The following is a 15,875-nucleotide window of genomic DNA, read 5'->3' on the forward strand; positions in this document are numbered from 1 at the left end:
CTGGCGTGCCCATGATCAGGACCCGTACCCGATGACGATGCAAGACACCCCCCGCGGGGCCTTCCCCGTAACCCGGATGCGGCGCATGCGCCGCGATGCCTTCTCACGCCGCCTGATGCGCGAGACGCTTCTGACGCCGGATGATTTCATCTACCCGGTCTTCGTGCTCGAAGGACGCGGCCAGCGCGAGGCGGTGCCCTCGATGCCTGGCGTCGAGCGGCTGAGCGTCGATCTGCTGGTCGAGGAGGCCCGGCGGATTGCGGCGCTTGGGATTCCGGTCATGGCGCTGTTTCCGGTGACGCCGCCGAGCGCCAAGTCCGAGGACGCGCGCGAGGCCTTCAACCCTGACGGGCTTGCGCAACGCGCGGTGCGTGCGCTGAAGGACGCACTCCCCGAACTCGGCGTCGTCACCGACGTCGCGCTCGACCCCTTCACGACCCATGGGCAGGATGGGCTGATCGACGCGAGCGGTTACGTGCTCAATGACGAGACGGTCGAGGTCCTGACCCGCCAGGCGCTGTCGCACGCCGCGGCCGGGGCCGATGTGGTCGCCCCGTCGGACATGATGGACGGGCGCATCGGCGCGATCCGCGCGGCGCTCGAGGAGGCCGGTCACATCCATACCCGGATCCTGGCCTATTCGGCCAAGTATGCGTCGAGCTTTTACGGTCCGTTCCGCGACGCGGTCGGCTCCGCGGCGAACCTCGGTGGCGGCAACAAGTACAGCTACCAGATGGACCCGGCCAACAGTGACGAGGCGCTGCACGAGGTCGCGCTCGACCTGCGCGAGGGGGCCGACATGGTCATGATCAAGCCGGGGTTGCCGTATCTGGACATCGTGCGGCGGGTCAAGGAGCGCTTCGGCGCGCCGACCTTCGTCTATCAGGTCAGCGGCGAGTACGCGATGTTGAAGGCCGCGAGTCAGAACGGCTGGCTCGACGAACGGGCGGTGGTGCTCGAGGCCCTGGTCTCGATCAAACGCGCCGGGGCCGACGGCATCCTGACCTATTACGCGAAGGACGCCGCCGAGTGGCTCTCCGATTGATGCGCGGCGCCCCGGACCCACGCCGACCATGACCGACCGTTATGCCGTGATCGGCCATCCGATCGCCCACAGCAAGTCGCCGGCGATCCATGCGGCCTTCGCGCGCGAGACCGGCGAGGACCTGGTCTACGATCGCATCCTCGCGCCGCTCGATGACTTCGCCGGCACGGTGCGCCGTTTCATCGCGGCCGGCGGCCGCGGCCTCAATGTCACGATCCCGTTCAAGGAGGCGGCCTGGGCCCTGTCCGATGAACGGGCACCGCGTGCGCAGGTGGCCGGCGCCGTCAATACGCTGAGCCTGTTGCCCGATGGCCGGTTGCGCGGCGACAACACCGATGGCGTCGGGCTGGTTCGCGATCTCGCGACGAACAACGGCTTCGCGTTCGCCGGCACCCGGATCCTGCTGCTCGGCGCCGGCGGGGCGGCCCGTGGTCTGCTGCAGCCGCTGCTCGAGGCCGATCCCACCGAACTGGTCATCGCCAACCGCACCGCGGCCAAGGCCCACGCGCTGGCCGCGCTGATCAGCGACGGCCGGGTGTCCGGTTGCGGGCTCGACGAGCTCGATCGGACCGCCTTCGACCTGATCATCAATGCGACGTCGGCCGGTCTCGACGACCAGGCCCCCCCGTTGCCGAACCAGGTGCTGGCCGCCGGCGGCTGGGTCTATGATCTGGTCTACCGCGACGACCCGACGCCCTTCCAGCACTGGGGCCTGGAGCGGGGCGCTGCGGTCGCGCTCGACGGCCTGGGTATGCTGGTCGAGCAGGCGGCCGAATCCTTCTTCCTGTGGCGCGGCCGGCGTCCGCACACCGCGCCCGTCATCGCCGCCTTGCGCAGCGGAGGTCTCCGATGAGGGTCGCGGTCCTGGGTCTCGGTCTGATGGGCTCGGCGATCGCTACGCGACTGCACGAGCGCGGTTGGGCGGTCGTCGGCTGGAATCGGTCTCCGGGACCGGCCCAGTCGCTGGCCGATCGAGGCCTCGAGACCCGCGATCGGGCGGCCGATGCGATCGAATCGGCCGAGGTCGGGTTGCTGGTCTTGAGCGATGCCGCGGCAATCGCCGAGACGCTGTTCGCGACCCCGATGCCCTTGGCCGGTCGGACCCTGATCCAGATGGGCACGATCGCCCCGGATGAGAGCCGCGACCTGGCGCACCGGGCGGCCGATGCCGGCGCCGGCTATCTCGAGGCGCCGGTCCTCGGCAGCCGGCCCGAGGCCCTGGCGGGACGCTTGTTGGTCATGGTCGGCGGTCCACCGGACCTCGTCGAGCGCTGCCGTCCGCTGCTGGCCGCATTGAGCGAGCGGCCCGAACGCATCGGTGATGTGGGCCAGGCGGCCGCGCTGAAACTCGCGCTGAACCAGTTGATCGCGGGGCTGACCGCGAGCTTCGCGTTGAGTCTCGGTCTGGTCCGTCGCGAGGGCATCGCGGTCGAGCAGTTCATGACCCTGCTGCGCGGCAGCGCCCTCTATGCGCCGACCTTCGACAAGAAACTCGACAAGTACCTGACGCAGGATTTCGGGAGCGCGAACTTCTCGCTGAAGCATCTGTTGAAGGATCTGCGCCTGTTTCACGCCGCCGCCGACAAACACGGCCTCGACACGGCCACGGTCGGCGCGATCGAGTCCGCCGTCGAGCGGGGCCTCGAGAATGACCTTGGCGATCAGGACTACTCGGCCTTATATCAAATACTGGTCCCGACACGAACACCGCCCCGGTAGCGCGTCCCGCGCTGACCGGGATGCCCGCGCCGGCCGCGGCCGATACCCGATCGATCAGTGCCCACTTCCGCCAGGTGACCCGATGACCCCGCTGCACGAGATCGCCGATCGCTTCGCCGCCGAGGCCCCGGCGGCCGATTACTGGACCCTGCGACTGGTCGCCGAGGAGAGCGACCGGCTCGCGGTGCGGCAAGGGGTCGCGGAACCCAGTGCGCTGTCGTTCGGCGCCGGTGCGATGGTCACGCTGGTCGTCGACGGCGGTGTGGGCTATGGCGCGACCAGCGACCTGAGTCCGGCGGGCCTGCGGGCCGCCGCCGAGCAGGCGCGCAGGCATGCCGCCCTGCACGCGCGTCATGGCCTGTTCGATGCGCGGCTCTATCCGCGCAGCGCCCTCCAGGCCGACTATCGAAGCGAAACCGCCGAGCCCTGGCACGCGCTCGCGATCGCGGACAAGCTCGCGCTGCTCCACGACGCCTGCCGCGCGCTCGAGATCGACGCGCGGATCGTCGACAGCGTCGCCTGGCTCGAATACGAGCACATCGAACAATGGCTGGTCACCAGCGACGGGGGGCGGATCGCGCAGACCCTCGAACGGGTCGCGCCGGGCGTCGCGGCCGTCGCCAATGCCGGCAGCCAAACCCAGCGGCGCCGGGGCGGCGGTTTCGACGAGTGCCGGCAAGGCGGGCTCGAGCGGCTGCATGCGGCGCGGCTCGTCGAGGACGCCCGGCGTGTCGCCGAGGAGGCCCTGGCCCTGCTCGCGGCGCCGGAATGCCCGACGGGCGTCATGGACCTGGTGCTGATGCCGAGTCAGATGATCCTTCAGATCCACGAGAGCATCGGTCATCCGCTCGAGCTCGACCGGATCCTCGGCGACGAGCGCAATTACGCCGGCACCAGTTTCGTGACGCCCGAGATGTTCGGCCGCTATCGTTACGGATCGACGCTGCTCAACGTGACCTGCGACCCGACCGTCTCCGGTGAGCTCGCCAGCGGCGTCGCCGATGACGAGGGGACCCCGGCCGAGCGCGTGCATCTGATCCGTGATGGGATCCTCGAACGCCCGCTCGGCGGTCGGCTGTCGCAGGCCCGTGCCGGACGAGCCGGCGTTGCCTGCGCGCGCGCCAGCGGCTGGGACCGTCCACCGATCGACCGGATGACGAACATCAACCTGGAGCCCGGCGACAGCGCACTTGCCGACCTGATCGCCGGTGTCGAACGCGGCGTGCTGATGGACACGAACCGATCCTGGTCGATCGACGACAGCCGCAACAAGTTCCAGTTCGGCTGCGAGCTCGGCCGGCTGATCGAGGACGGCGAGCTTGGGCGCCTGGTCCGCAACCCCGGTTACCGCGGCATCTCGGCCGGCTTCTGGCGCAGCCTCGATGGCGTGGGTGGACCCGCGACCCGCGAGGTGCGCGGTGTGCACAATTGCGGCAAAGGCGAGCCGAACCAGGCGGTGGCCGTCGGTCACGCGACGCCACCGTGTCGCTTCCGCGGCGTCCAGGTCTTCGGGGGCGGCGAATGAACCAGGACGACTTCTTCGCGCTGGCCGATGACCTGGCCGCCGCGCGCCGCGGCAACGAGCAGCTCTTCTGTTGGCTCGACGGCGAGGACTCGGATTTCGTCCGGCTCAACGGCAACCGCGTCCGTCAGGCCGGCCATGTGCGCCGGCGGGCGCTGCACCTGACCCTGATCGACGGCGAGCGCCAAGTCGAGGGCGATGGCGAACTGGCGGGCTCGCCGGCCGTGGATCGCGACCGGTCCCGCGAACTGCTCGCGCGATTGCGGGACCGTCTGCCCCATGTCCCGGCCGATCCCTTCCTGCACGTCTCGACCGATCCCAGCGCGAGCGACCGCGCGGTCGGCGAGTCCGGACCGCCGACCGAGATCGCGATCGAAACGCTGCTCGCGGCCGCCGAGGGCCTCGATCTGGTCGGCATCTGGGCGAGCGGCGCGATCAGGCAAGGCTTGGTCAGCTCCTACGGCCACCGCCACTGGCATCAGAGCCAGAGTTTCCACCTGGATTGGAGCGCTTACCTGGAGCGGGACAAAGCGGTCAAGGCCAGTTACGCCGGGCTGACCTGGGAGCCGGAGCAGCTGACGCGGACGGTCGCCGAGCAGCGCGCCCAGCTCGCGCTGATCGCACGCCCGCCGCGCGACTTGGCGCCCGGCCGGTACCGGGCCTATCTGGCGCCGGCGGCGGTGGAGGAACTGCTGGGTCTGCTCGCGTGGCGCGGGTTCGATCTGAAGAGTCACCGTACCAGCCAGACGCCGCTGCTGCGGCTGGTGCGCGGCGAACGGGCCTTCGCCCCGGCGATCACGCTGACCGAGGAGTTCGGCCGTGGGCTGATGCCGGGCTTCACCGCGGAAGGCTTCGTGACACCGGCGTCGGTCCCGCTGATCGAGGCCGGGCGCTACGCGCAATGCCTGGTCGATGCACGCGACGGGCGCGAGTATGGTGTGCCGGTCAACGCAGCCGGCGGGGCCCCCGAGTCGCTGGCGATGGCTGCGGGCGAGATTGCCGACGAGGCGATCCTGACGCGGCTGGATACCGGTCTCTATATCGGCAACCTCTGGTACTCTAACTGGTCGGATCCGAATGACTGCCGCTTGACCGGCATGACCCGCTTCGCCTGCTTTTGGGTCGCCGATGGCGAGATCGTCGCGCCGATACCAGTCATGCGCTTCGACGACTCGCTCTATCATCTGCTCGGCGAGCGGTTCGAGGGCCTGACGCAACGCCGCGAACAGCGGCTTGCCGCGGACACCTACGGCGGGCGCTCGACCGCGAGCGCACTGTTGCCGGGCCTGTTGGTCGGCGGGATCGACTTGACGCTGTAATGCGCAGGCCGTAGCCCCGATCCGGTGCCCAAGCGGTTGCGCGGGACCGATCGGCACCTCGGTGCGACGAGGCCTGCGACCCAGCTTACGACCAGGCCGGCGCGGCCTGCGAGCGCGACGAAGGAGGTTTAGGAGATCATGACGACGACCGTCGCCACCCTACTGGAGGATCCGGCGCTGGCGCTGCGGCTGGTCGCCGGCGAAGCCGGGCTCGATCGCCCGGTCCGCTCGCCGCAGCTCAACCGGCCGGGTCTCGAGTTGACCGGCTACTTCGACGCCTTCCGCGCCGAGCGCATCCAGGTGCTCGGCAATGGCGAGATCTCCTATATCCTCGGCCATCCCGATCGCCGTGTGATCGAGGGCCATCTGCATCGCCTGCTCGGTGCCGATGTCCCATGCATTATCGTCACCAATGCGCGGCAGCCACCGCCGTCGGTGCTCGAGTGCGCGCAGACCCTGGGCGTGCCGATCCTGTCCTGTCCTTACACGACGACCAAGCTGCACAAACGCCTGTGGGAACATCTCGACGCCGAGTTCGCGCCCGAGATTACGCTGCACGGTGTGCTGATGGACATCCACGACATCGGCGTCTTGCTGCTCGGCGACAGCGCCGTCGGCAAGAGTGAATGCGCGCTCGAGCTGTTGCGCCGCGGTTTTCACCTGGTGGCCGACGACATGGTCACGGTCAAGTGTCTCGGCGAGTCGATCCTGGTCGGCCGCGCGACCGAGCTCCTGCCGTACCACATGGAGGCCCGCGGGCTCGGCATCATCGACGTGCGGATGCTATACGGCGTCGCGGCGGTGCTGCCCGAGAAGCGCATCACGCTCGCGATCACGCTGGTCGAATGGGACGCGAGCGTCGAATACGACCGCACCGGCCTGGCCGATGCGAGCCTGTGCATCCTCGACATCGAGATCCCGCACCTGACGATCCCGGTCCGGCCGGGCCGCAACCTCGGTACGCTGGTCGAGGCCGCGGCGTTGAACCAGAAGCTCAAGGAGCTGGGCATCCATACCGCGCGCCTGATGGAGGAGCGGATCCGCGAGCAGATGGACGAAGACCAGCGGCGACGCGCCGGGCGCTAGGAACGACCGAGGAGGGCGAGACCTCGGCGACCCACTCGCTACGACAAGGCGCGAACGGATCACCCGAGGGCGGCGGTGTCGGGCGCGTGTCGGCTGGGTTATCCCCGCTGGGGATCGGGTCGGGTCCGTGGCGCCGCGGCGGCGTCGGTCAGCCAGTGAAGTTCGCCGCCCGCGGGCTCGATCAACTGCGCGGGCCAGACATCGGGTTGGTACGGTCCCTCCCGCACATTCCAGATCATCTGCGCCTTGCCCGCGCCCCGGACCAAAAAGGCTTTGCTGCGTGCGGCATTGATCAGCGGCGCCGTGAAGGTCACCCGCCAGCTGCGCATCACCTCCACGTATTGCGCCACCACCAGGCGCTCTCTCTCGCGCAATGACGCGGTGCCCGGAAACAGCGACGCGGTATGGCCGTTGTCGCCCAAGCCCAACAGGATCAGATCGAAAACCGGACAGGCGGCGGTGCGAAACCACGCCCTGATCTCCTGTTCATAGCGCAGCGCCTCGTTCGCCGGATCGTCCTCGCCGCGAATGCGGTGAACGTTGGTGACCGGGATCGGCCCCTGATCCAACCACGCCTCCCGAGCCATCCGGTAGTTGCTGTCTGGATCATCGGGCGGCACGCAGCGTTCATCCCCGAAGAAGACTTGGACCCTGTCCCAGGCGAGCCGCTGTCGGTAATCCTCTCGCGCGAGTCGTGCATAGACCGACTTTGGTGTTCCACCCCCGGATAAGGCCAGCGTGAATCGACCGCGTTCGGCGATGGCCTTGGCCGCGGCCTCGGTGATGAAGGCTGCCGCGCCGTCCACGAACGACGGGCTGCCGTTGAAGACCCATAGTCGAGACATGTTCGCATCGCCCCCTAACTGTCATGCCCGCAGGCAAGGCACCCCAAAGGATCACAGGAGCCACGGAAACTCACCGATCGAATCAGCACTGTGTCGACTGATCCGTCACTTGGTCTTTCTTCGGCATGCATCCAGGTGCTTCCGTGGCTCTATCTTCGAGCTAGACCGGATCCCTCGCCGTGGCGTCTTCCGCTCCCCCTGTCTCCTTGTCCGAGCTGTCGAGCAGAAGCGCTTCGAGGCTGATGGACAGCCGGTCGTGCGACGCCGCGGCATCTGTCGCGACGATCTTGGCGAGCCGCCGACGCCAAGCCGTCGCGTCCGTTGCGGCCGGGATGTGCTCGCCACGCAGGTCGAGCCCGAGCGCACGCACCACGTCGGCGAGTGTGGTCGATGCCGCTTCGCGGACCGGGAGCCAGCGGCCCGCGGCCGTGCAATCGGCCAATTCGGCTTCGCGCAGCTCCTCCAACACCGCGTCGGGTAGTGGCCCGAAGACCTCCGGCGCCGCAGCTAGGCTGTGGTGCGTGACCGGTCGTCCCCGCCGGGTGTCGCGATAAAGCAGGGCGAGGACACTCAGCGCCATGGTCAGGCGGGTGCCCGGCGGCAGCGGCGAGCCGATCTCCAGCGCCGGACGACCCCAGGTCGGCAGTTCCGCCGTCACCACGGCGCCGGCCAGGATCACCGCCCAGGACAGGTACATCCAGACCAGGAACATCGGGATGACGGCGAGCGTGCCATAGACATTGCCGTAGACGGGGAATGTCGTGACGTAGAGGGTGAATCCTGACCTGAGCAGGGTGAAGGCGATCGCGGCCAAGAGGCCGCCGAGCAGCGCATGGGTGATCAGGACCGGACGGTTGGGAACGACCGTGTAGAGGATCGTGAAGGCCACCGTCAGTATCAGTGTCGGGAGGATCTGCGGCAGCCAGGCGGGCGAGGCTGGGATGGTGTCGGTGGCGATGGTGCGCGTGAAGGCGGAGACATCCATCGCCAGCGAGAAGCTCACCCCGATCAGCAGCGGACCAAGGGTCAGGATCGCCCAGAAGACCAGCAGCCGGCGGACGATCGGTCGGGTTTCCGTCGCCTTGAAGATCCTGTCGATTGCCGTCTCGATGGTGACGAAGAGAAACAAGGCCGTGATCGCCAGGCCGATGATGCCGACGGCCGTGAGTCCACGCGCCCGGCCGACGAACGACTCGATGTAGTCCCTCACCGACTCGACCGCGGTGGGCACCAGATGGTGAATCAGAAATGTCTCCATTTCTCCCTGGATGTCGCCGAAGACCGGAAACGCTCCCATCACGGCGACGCCGATGGCGGTCAGCGGCACCAGCGCCAAGATCGACGTGTAGCTGAGCGAGGCGGCGGCGGAGAAACAGCGATCCTCGTCGAAACGCCCGGCGCAGCGCCTGAGGAATTGCAGCGTGTCGAGGCCGGCGGATCGAGAAAGCGACTGCACCACGAGACAGTCTCCCGGTGTTGAGGTGTCGCGCGACATCATAGCGACCCAAGCGACGGCACGGGAACCGCCTGTTGCGGCGCAGCCCATCGGCTGCGCCAACCCCGCGCGTGAAGGCCGTGACGCGGTTGGTCAGGACTCGATCATCTGCGCCAGGCCATGACCCGGTGGGACCATCGGCAGCACGTTTTCGGCCTTGTCGATCCACACATCGACGAGCACTGGCCCGGCGGTGGCCATGGCCTGGCGCAAGGTGTCGGCCAAGCCTGCCGGGTCCTTGACCCGCATCGTGGTCAAGCGCGGGTAGACCTGACTCAGGCCCATCAGGTTCGGCAACTGGCGGCGACAGGTCTGGTCGATGTCGATGCAATCCGGTTCGCATTCGTCGTTGCGGGCCAGGCAGGTCTCGTAGTGATGGCCGCCGTCCATCATGTCCTCCCATTGCCGAACCATGCCGAGGAAGCTGTTGTTCAACACGAACATCTTCAGAGGGATGCGATTCGCAACGACGGTCGCCAGTTCCTGGATGTTCATCTGGAAGCTGCCGTCGCCGTCGATCAGGACCACGGGCTGTTCGGGATTCGCGAACCAGGCGCCGATCGCGGCGGGCAGCCCGAAGCCCATGGTCCCGAGGCCGCCCGAACTGATCCACTGGCGCGGCCGCGCGAAGCGATAATACTGGGCGGCCCACATCTGGTGCTGTCCGACGCCGGTCACCAGGGTCGCCGTGCCGTCGGTCAATTCGGACAGGATCTCGATGACCGCCTGCGGTTTGATGTAGTCGGACGACGGATAGGGCATCGGCATCTGTGTCCGCCATTCGGCGATCTGCGCCATCCAGTCGGGATGCTGGGCCCGGCGCGCCGAGGCGTGGGCATGCTCGAAGAAGGCGTCGAGCGTCGCGACCAGGGCCAGGTCGGTTCGCACCGTCTTGTCGATCTCCGACGGGTCGATGTCGACATGCGCGATGCGCTTGCCGGTCGCGAAGCCCTTGACCGCGACGCGGTCATCGAACCGACCGCCAAGGCTCAAGACCAGATCGGCGTCGCGCAGCGCATAGTTCGCCGGGATGCTGCCGTGCATACCGGGCATCCCCAGGTTGTGGCGCAGCGCGAACGGAACGGCGCCGAGGCCGTTGAAGGTTGTGGTCACGGGTGTGTCGAACTGTTCGACGAAGCGGCACAGCGCGGCGGCCGCCCCGGCATGGATGATGCCGCCGCCGGCCTTGATCACCGGCCGCTCGGCGGTGGCCAGGGCCGCGAGGATCGCGTCGGCGCGGGCCGCATCGAAGGGGATCGGTTCGCGGTGGCGCTGACGCGGTGGGTTCTGGCGCCCGACGCTGGCGAGTTGCGCGTCCTTGCAGATGTCGACGACCACCGGGCCTGGCCGGCCGCTGCCGGCGAGGGCGAAGGCCTCGCGCAGGACCCACTCGAGATCCGCGACGTCCTTGACGAGGAAGTTGTGCTTGGAGATCGGCCGTGTCATGCCGACGGTGTCGACCTCCTGAAAGGCGTCGCTGCCGATCGCGAAGCTCGGCACCTGGCCGGTGATGAAAACCGTCGGAACCGAGTCCTTGTGCGCGTCGGCGATCGGGGTGGCCAGATTGGTCGCCCCCGGACCCGAGGTGGCCAGCGCGACGCCGACCCGGCCGCTGGCCCGGGCATAGCCTTCGGCCGCATGTCCGGCTCCGCCTTCTTGACGGCACAGGATGAACCTTGGAACCTTTTGTTTGCGGCGCATGCGTTTGTTCAGTTCGACGTGCAGCGGGATGACGGCGCCGCCGGTGTGTCCAAACAGGTATTCGACGCCCAGATCGTTCAACACGTCGAAGAACAGGGCGGCACCGGTACGCGGGGTATTGGTCATCTCAGGCATCGTCATCGTCGGTTGTGGTTGGGTGGGTAACCCCCATGATCCTGTTTCGAAGGCTTATTCGCAATGCTGCCGCCGCACCCTGGCGCCACATGGAGGCCCCGTCGGTCCGCCTAACAGAGGATACCCCGATTATGAAGGATTCCAACACCCGCGCCGACGATCTGCCCTCGCGTATCGGAAAGGGCATGATGCTCGGCGCCTGGGTGACCGGATTGGCGATCCTGTGGCTGTTTTTCCAGGGCGTCGTCGATCGCCAGCAGAATCCGAACCCGGATCCATCGCTCGAGCTCGGCGCGGCCGGTCTGCCGCAGGTGGTGCTGGTCCGAAACCGGGCTGGTCACTATGTCGCAAACGGCACCATCAATGGTCATCCAGTGACCTTCCTCCTCGACACCGGGGCCACGACCGTCGCCATGCCGCTGGATCTGGCCCGCCGGTTGGATCTGACGTTGCGTCCAGGCGGCCTCAGCCGCACCGCGGGTGGCTATGTGGCGACCTACAGCACTCTGTTGGATTCGGTGGACCTGGGTGGTTTGGAGGCACGGCAGGTCCGCGCCTCGGTGCTGCCGGACATGCCGGGCCGGGAGGTGCTGCTCGGCATGAGCTACCTGAAACGTTTCGAGATGATCCAGACCGGCAACACCCTGACCTTGCGTCATCCATCCGGTTGAAGGACCCGTTGGGGCGATCCGATCGGCGGCTGGTCGGCTTTCCGATTGCGATTGCGCGGCGCGGCGGTGACAATCGGGCCGATGCGGCTTTTTCGAGACAGGAACGGCGAGGCCTGCCTGTCGTCGGCGATTCCTCACAGCGAAGGCCACTATGGACCCGAAAGAGGATCTGGACCCGGAATCCCCAACATCCCGCGCCGATCCAGCCGGGCGCCCGAAGGCGACGCGGCGGGACACCGACCGGCGGGATGACCGAGACCTCGACTCGGTCGCCGATCTGTTTGCATTGGAACAGGAGGCGGAGCGGACGCGGGCGGCCCTACTGGACCGCGAGCGCGCCCTGGAGTCGATCTCGGCCGAGTGCCGCCGGCTCGAGGATCTGATCGAGGACCGGCACCTCGCCTACGATGGGCTCAAGCAGGAGCACGAGCGAAAACTCCGGGCACTCGACCTGGCCCGACAGCGCATCGCACAGCTCGAAGCCGAGCTCGAGCGCCTTCGCTCACGCGAGACGAGCGGTTGGGCGGCTCCGCTCGCCGATGACACGGAACCGGGGCGCCCGCTGTCGCCGGCCTGGGCCATCCCGGTGCGCTCCGGTGTGGTCGCGCTGCTGGTCGTCGCGAGCCTGGCTGCCGGCGCTGGGCTGACCATGCTCTGGTCATCGCTGGGGACCTGGTGGAACGGCACTCGAACCCCGCCGGCACTGGCCGAACGGTCGGAACCCACGCCGTCGCTGTCGACGCCAACGGAACCGGGGGCCGCTGTGGAACCCGAGGCAACGACAGCGCCGCCCGCCGTGGTCGTCGGGGTTCGGCAGGACCGGTTGCGCGACGGCTCACCCGGGCCGCTGCTGATGGAGCTTGCTGGTGGCCGCTTCGTCATGGGTCGGGAGACCCCGGGTGCGCCCGATGCCTACCCGGCGCGCGAGGTACAGGTCGGTGCCTTCTTGATCGGCGTCCACGAAGTGACGTTCGACGATTATGACCGGTTCGTGCGCGCAACCGGTCGGCGTGCTCCGCGGGACTTCGGATGGGGCCGGGGTTCGCGACCGGTCGTCGATGTCGACTGGTCCGACGCCCAGGCTTATCTGGCTTGGCTCTCGCGCGAGACCGGGCAGCGCTATCGGTTGCCAAGCGAGGCCGAATGGGAATTCGCTGCCGGCGGTGGGAGCGAGACGTCGTTTTGGTGGGGCGCCTCCGTGGAAACCGGTCGCGCGGCGTGTTTCGATTGCGGTAGTCCCTGGGACGGGCTCTCTACGGCGCCGGTCGGCCGTTTTCCCGCCAACCCGTTCGGCCTCTACGACACGGCCGGGAATGTTGCCGAGTGGGTGGCCGATTGTTACCGGCCGAACTACGAGGGCGCGCCGCTCGACGCGCGGCCCTGGGATCAGGGCGCGTGCGAATTTCGCGTCGAGCGCGGTGGTTCCTTTGCGCGTTCGGCCCATTCGATGCGCACCTTCGTCCGCGGCCGCATGGCGTCGGACACCCGGCTCAATCTGCTCGGCTTCCGGGTTGCGCGCGACCCCTGAGGCAACTCCTTCAAGATAAAATACCCTGTAGGTCGGGTTAGGCGCGCCAACTCGGAACCTGAAGTACCCGGTATGCGCTCGATGCGCGCCGCAACCCGGCATCGCCTCGGACGGCGATGTCGTGCCGATTCAGATCAGCACGACATCGTACTGTTCCTGGGTATAGAGTGCCTCGACCTGGAGCCGCACCGGTTTGCCGATAAAGGCCTCCAGTTCGGCCAGATAGGCCGATTCTTCGTCGAGCAAGCGGTCGACGACCTCCTGCGAGGCCAGCACCAACAGGCTCTCGATGTCGAACTGCCGGGCCTCGCGCAGGATCTCGCGAAAGATCTCGAAACAGACGGTTTCGGCGGTCTTGACGGTGCCGCGGCCGCCGCAGCAGGGGCAGGGTTGGCACAGAACATGTTCGAGCGATTCGCGCGTGCGCTTGCGCGTCATCTCGACGAGACCGAGCGTCGAGACCTCGGAGATGTGGGTCTTCGCGTGATCGCGGGCCAGGCACTTCTCCAGCGCCCGCAGGACCTGGCGCTTGTGCTCGTCGTCCGTCATATCGATGAAATCGATGATGATGATGCCGCCGAGGTTGCGCAGCCGCAGTTGCCGACAGATCGCCTGAGCCGCCTCGAGGTTGGTCTTGAAGATGGTCTCCTCGAGATTGCGATGGCCGACGAAGGCTCCGGTGTTGACATCGATCGTCGTCATCGCCTCGGTCTGTTCGATCACCAGGTGGCCGCCGGATTTCAACTGGACCTTGCGCTGCAGGGCCTTCTGGATCTCGTCCTCGACGCCGTAGAGGTCGAACAGCGGACGCTCGCCCTGGTAATAGTCGAGGCGGTCCTCGATCTCGGGGATGTACTTGGCGGCAAAGGGCCGGGCGCGTTCGAACATCGCGCGCGAATCGATCCGGATCCGCTCGACATCGGGTGTCACCAGGTCGCGCAGGGCACGCAGTGCGAGCGGCAGGTCGTCGTGGATCAGGCCGATTTCGCTGGTGCCTTCGCACCGTTCGCGAATCCCGCGCCACAGCTTGGCCAGAAAGGCCATGTCCCGGTTCAGTATTTCGGCGTCGAGGCCTTCGGCCGCGGTGCGTGCGATGTAACCCCCGGCATCCGGATGGTCCTCCACGTAGGTTTGCAGGATCTCGCGCAGCCGTTTGCGCTCGTCCTCGTCCTCGATCTTCTGCGAGACGCCGGTGTTGTGCAGCGATGGCATGAAGACCAGATAGCGCGACGCGAGCGAGATATTGGTCGTCAGGCGCGCACCCTTGGTGCCGAGCGGATCCTTGATCACCTGTACGACGATGGTGTCGCCTTCGCGCACCAGGTCGTTGATCTGATCGCTGCGCGGTTCGCCGTCGACGCTGATGATGTCGGAGGCGTGCAGGAAGGCGGCGCGTTCCAGACCGATCGCGACGAACGCCGCCTGCATGCCCGGGAGCACGCGGCACACCTTGCCCTTGTAGATGTTGCCGACGAGCCCGCAGCGCTCGGCGCGCTCGATGATGATCTCCTGGACGACCCCGTTCTCGACGACGGCGACCCGGGTCTCGGGCGGGGTCACGTTGATCAGTATCTCTTCGCTCATGTGGTCGGGCCCGCGTGCTGTCGTCGTGGTTCCAGATGCTGGTCGAAGCCTCGGACGGCCCGCTTTGCCCGCCCCGATGCGGACTGGCCGCCGCCGGTCAGGCGCATGGCGTCGCGTCGCCCGCTGCCACGAGGGGATCGAAGCCTGCGGTGGTCAGTAGTTGGGCCGTTTCGAACAGCGGTAGGCCCATGACGCCCGAATAGCTGCCGACGATCTGCGTGACGAACAAGGCCCCGAGTCCCTGAATCGCATAGGCGCCGGCCTTGTCGCAGGGCTCGCCCGTCGCCCAATAAGCGGTCGCCTCAGCGGGCGTGATCGGGCGAAACAGGACTTGGCTGTCGCTCGAGGCCGTTTGTTCGATACCGTCATGGAGCAGCGCGATCCCAGTCACGACTCGATGGGCACGCCCGGACAGGCAGGCCAGCATCGCCAAGCCCTCGTCGCGCGTGCGCGGTTTGCCGAGGATCTGCGAGTCGACTACGACCGAGGTGTCGGCGGCCAAGATCGCGATCTCTGGTCCATCGGCCCCGTAGGCCGCTGGCGCGGCAAGGATCGCGGAACGGCCAGCGCGGGCCTTGGCCAGCGCGAGACGGATCACGAGGTCTGTCGGCGATTCCGTCGGGTGAGGGGTCTCGTCGAGATCGACCGCGACGATTCGGTGACGGACCCCGATCTGATCGAGCAGGGCACGTCGTCGGGGTGATCTGGACGCGAGATAGAGCGGTCGGGTACTGGACATCACGACTCCGTCAAGCTCGATGATAAGGGTGGCCTTGCACCAGGGTCCAGGCCCGGTAGACCTGTTCGGCCACGAGGATCCGCACCAGCGGGTGCGGAAAGGTCAGGGTCGACAGCGACCAATGTTGGTCGGCACGGGCCAGGCAGTCCTCGGCCAAGCCGTCGGCACCGCCGACCAACAGTGCCTGATCACGGCCGCCGGCGAGCCAGCCGCGCAACTCGTCGGCTAGGCGTTCGGTGGACCAGGCACGCCCGCGTTGATCCAACGCGATGATCCCGGCCCCCTTGGGCACCGCCTTCAAGAGGCGTTCGCCTTCTTCGCGGATCGCTTTGGAGGTCGACGTCGCCTTGCCGCGGTGCGCCGGTTCGATCTCGATCAGGCGGAGCGCGCACTCGGGCGGCAGGCGCCGCGCATACTCGTCGAAGCCGGCCTGCACCCAATCCGGCATCCGCCGGCCGACGCCGAGCAGATGGATCCGCATCCGTT

14 protein-coding genes are annotated in these 15,875 nt (G+C 67.6%); 8 read left to right on the plus strand and 6 right to left on the minus strand.

Translation table 11 applies throughout. From position 1 onward, the window contains the following. Window positions 1–31 precede the first annotated feature (31 nt). The 6 genes from hemB to hprK all read left to right on the plus strand — a co-directional run bounded on the left by hemB (window position 32) and on the right by hprK (window position 6,691). Window positions 32–1,045, plus strand: coding sequence for a porphobilinogen synthase (gene hemB / locus ABC977_RS02160; protein ID WP_369665591.1), 1,014 nt, complete (start codon window positions 32–34; stop codon window positions 1,043–1,045). Between the two features lie 28 nt (window positions 1,046–1,073). Beyond that, window positions 1,074–1,898, plus strand: coding sequence for a shikimate dehydrogenase (gene aroE / locus ABC977_RS02165; protein WP_369665592.1), 825 nt, complete (start codon window positions 1,074–1,076; stop codon window positions 1,896–1,898). Continuing rightward, window positions 1,895–2,764: an NAD(P)-dependent oxidoreductase gene (locus tag ABC977_RS02170; RefSeq protein ID WP_369665593.1), complete on the plus strand. Its 870-nt coding sequence runs from the start codon at window positions 1,895–1,897 to the stop codon at window positions 2,762–2,764. The genes aroE and ABC977_RS02170 overlap by 4 nt, the downstream gene beginning before the upstream one ends. Window positions 2,765–2,846: 82 nt before the next feature. Then, the gene (locus ABC977_RS02175) at window positions 2,847–4,289 is read left to right on the plus strand and encodes a TldD/PmbA family protein (protein WP_369665594.1); all 1,443 of its coding nucleotides are present in this window, start codon (window positions 2,847–2,849) and stop codon (window positions 4,287–4,289) included. Beyond that, window positions 4,286–5,605, plus strand: coding sequence for a TldD/PmbA family protein (locus ABC977_RS02180; protein WP_369665595.1), 1,320 nt, complete (start codon window positions 4,286–4,288; stop codon window positions 5,603–5,605). The genes ABC977_RS02175 and ABC977_RS02180 overlap by 4 nt, the downstream gene beginning before the upstream one ends. Before the next feature lie 138 nt (window positions 5,606–5,743). Next, the gene (gene hprK / locus ABC977_RS02185) at window positions 5,744–6,691 is read left to right on the plus strand and encodes an HPr(Ser) kinase/phosphatase (protein WP_369665596.1); all 948 of its coding nucleotides are present in this window, start codon (window positions 5,744–5,746) and stop codon (window positions 6,689–6,691) included. A gap of 98 nt (window positions 6,692–6,789) precedes the next feature. Here hprK and pgl read toward each other — a convergent pair whose 3' ends face one another. From pgl to ilvB, 3 genes are all read right to left on the minus strand, one after another. Next, window positions 6,790–7,536: a 6-phosphogluconolactonase gene (pgl, locus tag ABC977_RS02190; protein ID WP_369665597.1), complete on the minus strand. Its 747-nt coding sequence runs from the start codon at window positions 7,534–7,536 to the stop codon at window positions 6,790–6,792. A gap of 160 nt (window positions 7,537–7,696) precedes the next feature. Further along, the gene (locus ABC977_RS02195) at window positions 7,697–8,995 is read right to left on the minus strand and encodes a YihY family inner membrane protein (protein ID WP_369665598.1); all 1,299 of its coding nucleotides are present in this window, start codon (window positions 8,993–8,995) and stop codon (window positions 7,697–7,699) included. Window positions 8,996–9,124: 129 nt separating this feature from the next. Next, window positions 9,125–10,858: a biosynthetic-type acetolactate synthase large subunit gene (gene ilvB / locus ABC977_RS02200; RefSeq protein ID WP_369665599.1), complete on the minus strand. Its 1,734-nt coding sequence runs from the start codon at window positions 10,856–10,858 to the stop codon at window positions 9,125–9,127. A 140-nt stretch (window positions 10,859–10,998) separates the two neighbouring features. Here ilvB and ABC977_RS02205 point away from each other — a divergent pair, with 140 nt between their 5' ends. Together ABC977_RS02205 and ABC977_RS02210 are read left to right on the plus strand one after the other, a co-directional pair. Further along, window positions 10,999–11,538 (plus strand): retropepsin-like aspartic protease family protein, encoded by a 540-nt coding sequence (locus ABC977_RS02205; protein ID WP_369665600.1) that lies wholly within the window; start codon window positions 10,999–11,001, stop codon window positions 11,536–11,538. Between the two features lie 151 nt (window positions 11,539–11,689). Continuing rightward, window positions 11,690–13,066 carry a formylglycine-generating enzyme family protein gene (locus ABC977_RS02210; RefSeq protein ID WP_369665601.1) on the plus strand — a complete coding sequence of 459 codons (1,377 nt, stop codon included), beginning with the start codon at window positions 11,690–11,692 and terminating at the stop codon, window positions 13,064–13,066. Window positions 13,067–13,195: 129 nt separating this feature from the next. Here ABC977_RS02210 and rng read toward each other — a convergent pair whose 3' ends face one another. From rng to rlmH, 3 genes are all read right to left on the minus strand, one after another. Next, entirely contained in the window at window positions 13,196–14,650 is a 1,455-nt protein-coding gene (gene rng, locus ABC977_RS02215; protein WP_369665602.1) for a ribonuclease G, read from the minus strand. 97 nt (window positions 14,651–14,747) lie between these two features. Then, the gene (locus ABC977_RS02220; RefSeq protein WP_369665603.1) at window positions 14,748–15,389 is read right to left on the minus strand and encodes a Maf family protein; all 642 of its coding nucleotides are present in this window, start codon (window positions 15,387–15,389) and stop codon (window positions 14,748–14,750) included. A gap of 10 nt (window positions 15,390–15,399) precedes the next feature. Next, a complete protein-coding gene (gene rlmH, locus ABC977_RS02225; RefSeq protein WP_369665604.1) occupies window positions 15,400–15,870 on the minus strand; it encodes a 23S rRNA (pseudouridine(1915)-N(3))-methyltransferase RlmH in 471 nt (156 codons plus the stop codon). Window positions 15,871–15,875 lie beyond the last annotated feature (5 nt).

The sequence above is a fragment of the Thioalkalicoccus limnaeus genome (assembly GCF_041197575.1).
Taxonomy (GTDB): domain Bacteria; phylum Pseudomonadota; class Gammaproteobacteria; order Chromatiales; family Chromatiaceae; genus Thioalkalicoccus; species Thioalkalicoccus limnaeus.